Below are 11,486 nucleotides of genomic sequence, written 5' to 3' on the forward strand. Positions count from 1 at the left end.
ACGAATAATGTTTTCGTAAGTGTTTTGTTTCTTTTACCATCAAATATGGGTATATGTTTAGATATATATATAATTTTGCTGTGTAGGAGAATGAAAAGATGAAAAGAAGAAGAATGGAATTTGTATTTTTATTTATTTTAATTGCTTCAATCTATATGATCCTGTTCACTCAAGTAAGCTTTGATGTGAAGCTATTTTTTATTGGATTATATATTTTGGTCATGTTTATTACCATATTTTCACTCATGCTTGAAAATAGATTTGCCCACGAGACCCTTTTGTGGATGTACGTGCTTTTGTTTTTTCCTGTATTTGGATATGTATTTTATTTATTCTCAGGTCAACTCTATTTAAAGGGATATTTATTTCGAAGTAAAAGGAAAAAAGATCGTGAAGAATGGAAGAGCCTTGTCACAAAGGTTTCATCTCCGGATCTATCATTCTTGAATAATCATCAGCAATCATTCGCAGCTTTTGCCAAAAATGCTTCTGAGACCATCATTAGTACATCATCGCAAACAGAAGTATTGAAAAATGGGAACGAAACATTTACAGAAATCATAAAACAGTTAAAAAAAGCTGAGAAATTCATCCATATTGAATATTATATTTTTCGTTCCGACAGGCTTGGTACTGAAATTATAGATATACTTATTGAAAAAGCAAAAAATGGTGTGGAAGTTTTATTCATTTTTGATGCTGCCGGAAGTTTAAGCCTTTCAAATAATGAAGTTAAACGGATGCAAAATGCCGGGATAAAAGCATATCCATTTTCGCCACTGAAACACGGGTTTTTCAATCAAAAGTTTAATTTTAGGAATCACCGTAAAATCATCATCATAGATGGGGAAGTTGGCTTTGTTGGAGGTTTAAACGTAGGGGAGGAATATTTAGGCCGAAATAAAAACATTGGTTTTTGGAGAGATACACATATGGTACTTAAAGGTGAAGCGGTATTTATGCTTCATACTGTTTTCCTTTTGGATTGGGAATATGTCAGTGGGGAAGATGTATTGCAAGAACGTCCAGAATTCAAGAATAAAGGGGAACAAGGGGATGGAGCCGTTCAGGTGGTAGCAAGCGGACCTGATACACAACAGGGAATCATGAGTGATTATTACTTTTCACTTATCACAAACGCTACTGAATCAATCTGGATTGCAAGTCCATACTTCGTACCTAATCAAGCGATTAAGGCAGCCATAAAGCATGCGGCAATTAAGGGGATACAAGTTAGGGTCATGGTTCCGGCAGTAAATGATGGGTTTTTAACCCAATATGGGAGTCGCTCCTATTTCGAGGAGCTGCTACAATTCGGTGTAGAGGTATACTTGTATAAAAAGGGTTTTCTACATCAGAAACTGATTATCGTTGATGGTGATATGGCTTCCATAGGAACGGCAAATATGGATATGAGAAGTTTTCATCTGAATTTTGAAGTCAATGTCTTTCTTATGGGCAGCCATTCCATTGAAGATCTCATCATTCATTACAAAGAGGATATGATGGATAGTGACAAACTAGATCCTATCGGGTATAACAAGCGCGGTTTACTGGAACGTTCAAAAGAATCATTTGCCAGATTGTTTTCGAATGTACTCTAATGGGAAAAAAAGCAGATTAATAGTATAGTTGAAATGTAAAGAAATTAATTGGCCATAAGGAGAATGAAAGAAAATATGAAATTGGTTTCCTGGAATGTGAATGGAATAAGGGCTTGTGTAAAAAAAGGATTTTTAGATTATTTTAAAGAAGTGGATGCAGATATTTTTTGCCTTCAAGAAACTAAGCTACAAGAAGGGCAGATTTCACTTGAGTTGGAAGGGTACCATCAATATTGGAATTATGCATTGAAAAAAGGATATTCCGGCACAGCCATTTTCACGAAGGAAAAACCGCTTTCCGTGAAATATGGCGTAGGGGAGCTGAACGAGGAGCCGGAAGGCAGGATCATAACACTGGAATTCGAGAAATTTTATATGGTGAATGTTTATACACCCAATGCAAAAAGGGATTTATCCAGGCTGAATTACCGTCTCGAATGGGAAGATGAGATGATAAATTATCTTAAGGAACTGGACTTGGTGAAGCCGGTTATCTTTTGTGGGGACCTTAATGTCGCACATTCTGAGCTGGATTTAAAAAACCCAAAAACCAATATTGGGAATTCCGGTTTCACTAATGAAGAGCGCGGAAAGATGACTGAATTACTTGATGCAGGGTTTATCGATACTTTTCGTCATTTTTATCCGGACCGGGAAGGTGCCTATAGTTGGTGGTCATATATGGCTAAAGTGAGAGAGCGGAATATTGGGTGGAGAATCGATTATTTCATTGTTTCAAAACGTTTGGCAGATTCCTTAAGAGAGGCTAACATTCACTGCGATGTCATGGGCAGTGATCATTGCCCGGTTGTCTTGGAAGCAAATCTCTAAATCGAATAAATCCTGTTAAATGGGGATACTAATGGTTATCCATATTCAACAGGAGGTTAGATTATGAACACATTTATCGTGGGCTTTCATCAGGAAGATAATGTAGACAGCATGCAAGTGCAAAAATTGACGTCGGCTGAGTTTGAAAAATCAACATCACGCGGTTTTCGCAGATTATTTGAACTGGATACAAATATCGGGTATTTCGTTTTTTTTGATGCTGAAGATGATGAGGGTGATTTATCTCATCTAGTTTTACAGTATGAAGAAGATAGTCAGGATCCAAGTGATTGTTATTCTTTTACTAAAAATGATTTTTATGAGTTCATGGCTCTTTATTTACAAGGGATGGATGAAGAGGAAGTGGAGAATGAAGAAGATGACGACAATGAAGAGTATGGACCAATCCACCATCTTGCCCATTTGATGTTTCATATTGTTGAAGAAGGAAAATCCGTAAAGCCATAATGGACGAGTTATGAAATGAAAGGTACTTGTGAGCTTTGTGACAGGGATGAGATAGAACTGACCACCCATCATTTAACACCTAGAGAATTAGGCGGCAGCCATTTACCCATTGCCTATCTCTGTAAATCCTGTCACAAACAGATTCACGCCCTGTATTCAAACCGAGAGCTGGCCTTCCGACTGAATACCCTGCTATTGCTGAAAGATGATGAAGCATTAAAAAAATACTTAAAGTGGATTAAAAAACAACCAGTAACGAGGGCTGTGAAGATTAGAAAATCAAAAACGAAATAATGCAAAAGCCCATCTTGAAAAGATGGGCTTTTGCATTTCATTCAGCTTGCTTTATTTTTCAACCGATCCAATAAAAATCCACCTTTAAAATAACGTGGTTCATATGAAATGATGAAAGCCTTAGGTTCAAACTTTTCAACGGTTGCTATCAATTCTTGTTCCCGATTGCGTTTTGTCAAAATTTCCATGCGATAACGGTTGCTATCCCTGCCCTCGCCCGTATAAAGAGTTACACCAAATCCGTTGTTCCTCAGTGTATCTACCAAATGTTCATTTTTGGTTTGAGTATTAACGGTTACATTAATAAAACCGATGGCAAGCTTCTGCTCAATTTTCGTACCAAAAATTATTCCGATTCCAAAACCGACTGCATATACAACCATGGCGAGTATGCTTTGGTCACCGCCAAATACTAGGGATAAACCAAAAACGTATATTAACATTTCCGCTATACCAAGTATCGAGGCAAGTATGGTAATATTTTTTACTAAGAAAATGGTTCGCAACGTGTAAATCGGAACATAAATAAGTTGTAATAGTAGAATCAGAAGTATTTCTTTCACTTGAGCACCTCACCAACATCTTCCAGTTAAATTAGACGTTTCAACTTGGGGATTGTTCATTCCATAAGTAACATCTTCCATAATCTAACCACAATATAATAGTGGAATTCAATGGGGAATATTATGTATTTTTTGTGTCATTTCCATCGACACAAAATTAAAATTCCATAAGATTTTTCAATATTCTTTTTTTAAATAATTTGGTATCATTATCCTTATTAATTCATATGGGGGAATGATGATGTTTGATTATGATGGTCGGATATTCAAAGCTAAAGTCAATTCTGAAAATGGAGAAGTGTCAGGAAATACTTCCTTCCACTATTCACAAGAAGGCTCAATTCTTTCAGCAAGTTATCAGGGCGGAGAGATTGTTAAAGGGACTTTAATAGGGCTTGTCAATTTGGATGGAACTCTGGAATTCAGGTATAATCATATCAATGAAAAAGGGGAAATAAGAGGAGGCAGCTGTCGTTCCACCCCTGAAATGTTGCCTGATGGAAGGATACGCTTGCATGAAAAATGGAAATGGTCAGATCTCGAACAGACTGAAGGACATTCCATCATTGAAGAAGTGAAGAAATAACAATTTACTTAGAGGGGTTTGAGGACAATTACTACTATTTGTTTAGTGCGGCATGGTCAAACAGATTGGAATGCACTAGGGAAACTGCAGGGGCAGACTGATATCCCTTTAAATGAACTCGGAAAGATACAAGCACGGCAATGTGGTGAATTTTTGTCAAAAGATGATTGGGATGTAATTATTTCAAGCCCTTTAAAAAGGGCAAGGGAAACGGCAGATATCATTTCGCATTATATTGAAGTCCCGGTTATTGAAAAAATGGAATTCATTGAAAAGAATTTTGGCGTTGCTGAAGGAATGACAGCAGCTGAAAGGGAGTCAGCATTCGTGAATAAAGAATATCCTGGTCAAGAAGATCAGGAATCTTTACGAAACAGGCTGATGAATGGACTCCAGGAAATTCAGAAGGAGTATCCTGAGGGGAAAGTCATACTTGTTGCACATGGAGCCGTCATTCATTTTATTTTACGTTTGATGTCAAACGAGTCAATCGTATTCAACGAAATGCGATTGTTCAATGCATGTTTGAGTACGATTAGATTTGAAGCCGACTCTTGGATAATTGATGATTTCAATCAAATAAATCATTTATCTTAGTGATATAAAGCTTGGTTAGAGTTAAAGAGGATATGATTGATAGTAAGGTGCTAATTATAGAAAGAAGGGAATCATGACTAATAAGACGGCATTGGTTTTAGGGGCTACAGGTTTAGTCGGCGCCCAGTTGGTGAAAGAGCTAAGCAACAGCAATATCTATAGTGGAATCCATTTACTGACAAGAAGCGAAATGAAAATCACGGATGCCAAGTGCATAGGCCATGTGGTGGATTTCGATAATTTATCCAAGTACGCCGATTTGTTCAAAGTCAGCGATGTTTTCATTTGTTTGGGTACTACGATCAAAAAGGCTAAATCGAAGGAAGCTTTTCGTAAAGTGGATTATGACTATGTTATCGAAGCAGCTAAAATGGCAAAGACAGCCAATGTTGAAAAATTACTCGTCATAACTGCAATGGGAGCGGATTCCAAATCAAAGTTTTTCTACAGTCGTGTTAAGGGCGATGTAGAAGGAACACTACAACACTTGGAATTGAATACTGTACATATATTCCGCCCTTCCTTACTTCTTGGAGAACGCGAGGAATTCAGGGCAGGTGAAAAGATTTCAGGGCTGATAAGTACTTTTGCTAAATATGTCTTTGTGGGTCCTATACGCTCATATCGTGCAATAGAAGCAAACAAAGTGGCTGCTGCAATGTACGCTGCGGCCCAAACGACGGCAAAAGGATATCATTTTTATAATTCTGATGAAATAGAGAAACTTGCACAAAGTGAAACTATTTATCAGTGAACCGAGCCTCCAAAAGGTTCGGTTTTTTAATTTATTAGCAAATTTTGATCCCTGCTTTAAGGAAAAATAAACGGATGAACATTTGCTGCTGAAAAAAGGAATGGAGTAGAGGTGGAGAACCAGAGGACTTGGTAAAGCAAAAACTGTAGGGACCTAAAAAGTCAATCTATAGAAATCCGTGATAGTAATCTTCCGGATGAAACTTGATTGTAACAAGGATTTCCACTACAATTTGTAGTGGGAGGTGGTAAAGGATGAATATTAAAAATTTTAAATATGATGAAGTTGGACTGAATCGTTTCTTTGGTCCATTGGAAGCTAATATCATGGAGTATTTATGGGATAATGATGAACAGAGCATTAAATCTGTTCAGCAATCATTGGAAATTGACAAACCTATCAATTTCAACACAGTTATGACCGTCATGAATCGATTGGTGGAAAAAGGCATTCTTGAAAAGAGGGCTGAAGGTAGACTTTCATTATTTCGCCCGGTGCAGACCAAAGCGGAGTTTTTAGAAGAGCAGTCAAAGAAGCTGACTGAGAATTTGCTGGATGAATTTGGTGGGGCGGTTATAAGCCATATGCTGGATGCCATGAAAGACGCTGACCAAGGCTTGATTGAAAAATTGGAACAAAAAATCCAAGCGTTAAAAAAGGATAAATTATAATGTGGAAGAGAAAGTCTTATTTTGTGATAAGCCTGAGTCTTTTAATTGCCTTTGCAGTATGGTGCCAAATGGGGGCGTTTTTAGTACATATCTTTTTTGGTGTGAATATTAAGGCCAACTTTTTTAAATTTTGTTTTAGTTTATTCAAGGAAGATTCAGTATACTACTTTGTGGTCGTCACCCTGCTCAGTATAATAATATCCTATAGTATATTGAGCACATTATTTACAATTGCAGAGCAATATTTCTTATCCAGAAGATTTAAACAAAAGCTTTTTCTTTCAAAAAACGTTGATATGACAAGGTCCATAAATGAAACATTCAATCGTTTCAACAATGATATCTTAGTTGTGAACGCTGAACAGCCTCTTGCGTTTACGCTTGGTTTCAGAAGGCCTTTCATTGTGTTAAGTACTGGTTTAATTCGATTATTGGACTTTGATGAACTGGAAGCGGTAGTGGAGCATGAAGCCTTTCACCAAAAAAAATATGATCCGCTCGTAATCTTTAGTCTTCAGTTGATTTCAGATGGGTTATGGTTCGTCCCACTGACAAAATGGTGTCATAAAAGTTATAAAATAATAAGTGAATTATCAGCCGATGAAAATGCGATTAATAAAATGGGGACTGAATTAGGCATAAGTACAGCTTTGTTGAAGTTAATTAAACATGGCTGCACTGATAAATCCTCTCCAGTCCTTGTCCACTTCTCCAATGAATCAGTTAACTATAGACTTCAGCAATTAATTGAACCTCATAAATCAATTCCTTTGAGGGCTGAAACTACTACGATTTTCGTTTCTATTTATGTATTGGTCTTACTTCTGGGAATGACCATAGTGATTGTCGGATGACTTTCACTTGATTTTTTTACCATTTTACACTACACTTTGTAGTGTAAAATAAAAAAAGGAGATGTATCATGAATAAACAAGAGATCGGTACCTTTTTATTAAGAGTTATGTTGGGAGTTTCATTCTTCATTCATGGTTTGTCAAAATTCAAAGGCGGATTGGATAACACTGCAGGATGGTTTCAAAGTATAGGCATTCCAGGATTTATGGGCTATGTAGTAGGTATTATTGAATTGGTTGGAGGAATTGCCTTAATGATAGGTCTTGGAACAAGAATAATTTCTGCCCTCCTTGTTTTCATCATGGCTGGTGCAATTGTTTATGTGAAATTCCCAGCAGGTTTTATGGGGAATGGAGAAGGTACTGGATACGAACTGGATCTTGTTCTTATGATTATTGCACTTCATATGGTAATGAATGGGAGTCGATTCCTATCTATAGACTCTAAATTACGAAACCTTAAAAAAGAACAAGATTCAGAAATGATAGCAAGTTAATTAAAACAAACGATATCCTAAAAAATTAAACTTTTTAAACAGTATTGAGGCATGAAACCGGCAATCTACTGGGGTCATGCCTTTTTCTTTACACCTTGTTCTTGTTTGAAATGGTTCATGGTGAAAATTCGATGATAAATCAAATCAAATCAAATTTTGGTCATGGAAAGTAGTTTTCCATGACTGCATTATCGTAAAATACTTTGCGGAATGACAATAATGCAAGCCTGGACCAAACACCTTGGAAATTTCAATTCAATCGTTAACACGATAGTTTTCAGTAAAATCTCATTGACGAACACATGTTCTTCGTTATAAAATACAATCATGGGTAATAATGGTATAGTGGTTATTGTCACTGACCATTTCTATAGGAAGCTTGGAAATTTCTCAAGCTAAAAAAATCAAAGTAAAAGGAGCTATTTAATTATGACAATGCGATTATCTCCATATTTAATGATGAATGGAAATGCAAAAGAAGCAATCCAATTTTACGAAAAAGCATTGGATGCAAAAATCGTCTTTAATCAAACTTTTGGGGAAATGCCAGAAAACCCGGAATTTCCTCTGCCAGAGGAAGCAAAGGATCTTGTGGCACACGCAATGTTAAAGGTTGGGGAAACGGACCTCATGTTTTCCGATACGTTTCCAGGTCAAACCAGTCAATCTGGAGATCAAGTCACGATCTGTATTTCAATTAATGATATTGAAAAATCAAAACGAATCTTTGAAACTTTGTCGCAAGGTGGAGAAGTGAAAATGCCACTGCAGGAAGCTTTTTTCAGCCCTGCTTATGGAATTGTATCAGATAAATTCGGTGTAACCTTCCAAATTTATACAGAGGGTCAACAATAATTTTCTTTTGTTAAATCATATCAACATGGAAAAGCGGCTGTTTTAGAGTCATTTAGTTGCAACTTAAATCGTAATTGATGAATAAATAAATCCCAATTTCTCATTTATATCTATGAGAGATTGGGATTTTTAATATTGGAATTTCCTTAAACGCTGTAAATCCACGTTTTGCTTGCGGTACTCCTTATAAGATTATTGGTATGATTCCTATCTCTTTTCATATGCAGCCAAAGATCATCCCGCAAGGTAGCATAGCATCTGGTAATATCATGTTTATGTATAATGTAGCGTACATTCTTTCACATGATCCTGGATTCAATCTGAATGTATATATTACGCTTAATAAACGAACTCCACCATTGATATCATGACTTTAGTAGTTACCAATCATGTATTTTTCGTTCCACACTTTTAGTTTTGAAACCTTATCGTTATCTCTCTGTGATATTCGTCATACATTCTTCATCTATTTGTTCTTTGTCTAGAAAATGGCTATGCTATTATTTAAAACATTGACATACAAATTAGTCGCATTCGTTGTAAAATACATTCCTTTTAATAAGCTAATATCAATCGATTAACATTACATTGCGTAATAAGAGGAAAGGGGGAACAATGTGAACACAGATCAAGCTTTCGACCTGTTAAAGGATGCAGGAGTAACAGAAAGTAGCAGTATACAAACTGTTAGACGCTGGCTTCGTGAAGGTAAGATTAAATATGAGGGAGGAAACAAGAATAGAAAAACTGGATACATAATGGATGGCACAGATCAAGCATTTGAAATGTTAAAAGATGCAGGAGTAACAGAAAGTAATAGTGTGCAAACTGTTAAACGCTGGCTTAGCGAAGGTAAGATTAAATACTCTGGAAACGGTAAGAGGAACAATGGTTACACAAGCGATGACTTAGCTCCAAAGCTGGCTATAAATGATATCATAGACCAAAATAAGGACGAAATCATACACCGATTAAAATTAAAAATACAAGCTCAAGATAAGCATATAGAAGGTATTGAAGAACTTCATGAAACTGCAAAAAGAATATTGATTCAGCAGAGGGATATGTTCAAAAAGGAAGTTGGCATTCTAAAGAATGAGAAAAGTGAATTACAAAATGAAACAAAGGATTTATTAAAAGAAAATATTGAATTACGTAATGAATTGATAAAATTAAAAGAGAACAACAGAAAAAATTACAATATTGACTCCACTACACAATCAAATGATTATAATGAAAAATTAGGGCTTTCTAAAACGGCGAGCAAAAAAGAAGTATTGGCAGAATATAAAGGGTTATTAAAAATAACTCATCCGGACCATAATGGCAACGCGAAGGTATTTCATTACATTAAGACCGATTACGATAATTTTAGAAAAAGTACTAAGGGTAAATGAATAGTGTGCTCAGAAATTTTGAGTTCAAAGAGACCAGCCAGTGTAAAATTAATCATTCTTTTTGTGATTTTTTTATGAACATAAACCTAATGAAATAGGTGCCTAATGAACAAAGGCACCTAAAATTGAGGCTTTTAAAGGCTGCCGTTTACACATTATCAATCTGCAGACTACTTTTGTCTCCTCATCCATTGTGTTGCAACCCATTTTTCCCCGGTGATAACCGGTGCTCCACCGTGTAGAGTCAGTTCGTTTAGATTTTTGTCGTTATAGAAATATTCGAAATACACAGCCATTCCCTTTCGCGGGGATACTGAAAAATTCAGTTTAGGAAAAAAAGTTTCCCCTCCATGCTCCACATTATTTAAGTACATGATGATTGTGCTAATTCTATTATTTTTTGCTGCTATACTTGAGGATGTAAAAAAATCAAAATGAGCTTTATACTCTTGCCCAGGTGTATATTTAAGAACTTGAATACCATCTCCATGTTCAATGGGTATATTCATGATGGTTGAAATCCTTTTTTCAATTTTGGTAATGATATCATATTCATTTTCTTGAAAAAACATACTACTGCTCGTTCTTATCTCATTTACTTCGTGCTTAGCTCCAATTTTGGAACGATTCATTCTATCTTTTGACAATTCAATAAGACCGTCACATTCTTCGTCACTCAAAACATTTCCTAATATTACAATTAGTGGTTCATCTAATCTAGCAATAATATTAATTTCTCGATCATCTGTTTTGATTTTATTTCCAATATGATTAAAGATAGTTTGTTCTTTACTTATTTTATTTTCCACTGTCAACTTTCATCGACTCCTAACGGAAAGAATTTTCCGAACAATTAGTTTGAATTGCTACTGTAAGCGTTTTACTATGTTAATTATACCATGAGTCTTGTTATATAACTGTTTCTTAATTCTTGCTAACAGTGCTCCGATTATAGATGGACCAGTTAAAATTACTGGTGAACTGGACCTTGACAATAGCATGCTCTAATCTTTTACATAAAATATAGTAAGCTCACAATATGCACAAGTATCTTAGTATAGATATTCATGTGTGCATTTTTACAAAATTCCTTACGTGAATTTATTTCCTTCTGTTCAATAAAGATGAAATGACGCTTACTTACACATATTTTTGTGCAAGTTTTATCATTCTTCTTCCATTATAGAAGGACTTTTCAAAAAAATGCTTCCTTTCGTAATGAGCTGTTCTAGAAACTTAGAGAAAAAGAAAAAAAGTAATGTATGAGGAAATGTGAAGAAAGTGAACGAAAGTGGAGGAATTTAAATCCATGTATTACTGAAGGGTTTAAAAAAGTAGATGTAATAAAAAAATCCAATTTTGTTTCCGCTGATTGGTAAGGGGGGCGCAAGGGGCAGCATTCCTGTTAGAAGGATGTTCGAGGTCTTGAAAGAAAAAGAGCCCTCTTGTATGATGCATGAGTGTCAACGACCATTGACCCAGCATCAAACAAGGAGGACTACTCTATGCAGTTTA

Annotated in this window: 14 protein-coding genes; 12 read left to right on the forward strand and 2 right to left on the reverse strand. The window is 35.7% G+C overall.

Features of this window, described 5'->3' with window-relative positions; genetic code table 11:
• Positions 1-98: 98 nt before the first annotated feature.
• The 4 genes from cls to N0M92_RS24745 all read left to right on the forward strand — a co-directional run bounded on the left by cls (position 99) and on the right by N0M92_RS24745 (position 3,197).
• Positions 99-1,604 carry a cardiolipin synthase gene (gene cls / locus N0M92_RS24730; RefSeq protein WP_260288305.1) on the forward strand — a complete coding sequence of 502 codons (1,506 nt, stop codon included), beginning with the start codon at positions 99-101 and terminating at the stop codon, positions 1,602-1,604.
• A 75-nt stretch (positions 1,605-1,679) separates the two neighbouring features.
• Complete coding sequence (locus N0M92_RS24735; RefSeq protein WP_260288319.1) at positions 1,680-2,435, forward strand: exodeoxyribonuclease III; 756 nt, start codon at positions 1,680-1,682, stop codon at positions 2,433-2,435.
• Positions 2,436-2,498: 63 nt separating this feature from the next.
• The gene (locus N0M92_RS24740; RefSeq protein ID WP_260288306.1) at positions 2,499-2,903 is read left to right on the forward strand and encodes a cytosolic protein; all 405 of its coding nucleotides are present in this window, start codon (positions 2,499-2,501) and stop codon (positions 2,901-2,903) included.
• Between the two features lie 15 nt (positions 2,904-2,918).
• Positions 2,919-3,197 carry an HNH endonuclease gene (locus tag N0M92_RS24745; protein ID WP_260288307.1) on the forward strand — a complete coding sequence of 93 codons (279 nt, stop codon included), beginning with the start codon at positions 2,919-2,921 and terminating at the stop codon, positions 3,195-3,197.
• A 41-nt stretch (positions 3,198-3,238) separates the two neighbouring features.
• On the opposite strand, the gene N0M92_RS24750 is transcribed toward N0M92_RS24745, so the two are convergent.
• A complete protein-coding gene (locus N0M92_RS24750) occupies positions 3,239-3,760 on the reverse strand; it encodes a DUF2179 domain-containing protein (RefSeq protein WP_034306915.1) in 522 nt (173 codons plus the stop codon).
• Positions 3,761-4,001: 241 nt separating this feature from the next.
• Here N0M92_RS24750 and N0M92_RS24755 point away from each other — a divergent pair, with 241 nt between their 5' ends.
• The 8 genes from N0M92_RS24755 to N0M92_RS24790 all read left to right on the forward strand — a co-directional run bounded on the left by N0M92_RS24755 (position 4,002) and on the right by N0M92_RS24790 (position 9,971).
• Positions 4,002-4,346 (forward strand): n-acetylglutamate synthase, encoded by a 345-nt coding sequence (locus N0M92_RS24755; protein WP_260288308.1) that lies wholly within the window; start codon positions 4,002-4,004, stop codon positions 4,344-4,346.
• A 27-nt stretch (positions 4,347-4,373) separates the two neighbouring features.
• Positions 4,374-4,943, forward strand: a complete 570-nt coding sequence (locus N0M92_RS24760) for a histidine phosphatase family protein (RefSeq protein ID WP_260288320.1) — start codon at positions 4,374-4,376, stop codon at positions 4,941-4,943.
• 73 nt (positions 4,944-5,016) lie between these two features.
• A complete protein-coding gene (locus N0M92_RS24765; protein WP_260288309.1) occupies positions 5,017-5,697 on the forward strand; it encodes an NAD(P)H-binding protein in 681 nt (226 codons plus the stop codon).
• Positions 5,698-5,951: 254 nt separating this feature from the next.
• On the forward strand, positions 5,952-6,368 hold the full coding sequence (locus tag N0M92_RS24770; RefSeq protein ID WP_260288310.1) for a BlaI/MecI/CopY family transcriptional regulator: 417 nt from the start codon (positions 5,952-5,954) through the stop codon (positions 6,366-6,368).
• Positions 6,368-7,222, forward strand: coding sequence for a M56 family metallopeptidase (locus tag N0M92_RS24775; protein WP_260288311.1), 855 nt, complete (start codon positions 6,368-6,370; stop codon positions 7,220-7,222). Before N0M92_RS24770 ends, N0M92_RS24775 begins: the two co-directional genes overlap by 1 nt.
• A gap of 68 nt (positions 7,223-7,290) precedes the next feature.
• Positions 7,291-7,719 carry a DoxX family protein gene (locus tag N0M92_RS24780; RefSeq protein WP_260288312.1) on the forward strand — a complete coding sequence of 143 codons (429 nt, stop codon included), beginning with the start codon at positions 7,291-7,293 and terminating at the stop codon, positions 7,717-7,719.
• 429 nt (positions 7,720-8,148) lie between these two features.
• Complete coding sequence (locus N0M92_RS24785; RefSeq protein WP_260288313.1) at positions 8,149-8,574, forward strand: VOC family protein; 426 nt, start codon at positions 8,149-8,151, stop codon at positions 8,572-8,574.
• Positions 8,575-9,191: 617 nt separating this feature from the next.
• Positions 9,192-9,971 (forward strand): molecular chaperone DnaJ, encoded by a 780-nt coding sequence (locus tag N0M92_RS24790; RefSeq protein ID WP_260288314.1) that lies wholly within the window; start codon positions 9,192-9,194, stop codon positions 9,969-9,971.
• 170 nt (positions 9,972-10,141) lie between these two features.
• Here the strand turns inward: N0M92_RS24790 and N0M92_RS24795 are convergent, their stop codons facing one another.
• Positions 10,142-10,786, reverse strand: a complete 645-nt coding sequence (locus N0M92_RS24795) for a 2OG-Fe(II) oxygenase (protein WP_260288315.1) — start codon at positions 10,784-10,786, stop codon at positions 10,142-10,144.
• Between the last annotated feature and the right edge of the window lie 700 nt (positions 10,787-11,486).

This window comes from Peribacillus aracenensis, assembly GCF_025175645.1.
Taxonomy (GTDB): Bacteria; Bacillota; Bacilli; order Bacillales; family DSM-1321; genus Peribacillus; species Peribacillus aracenensis.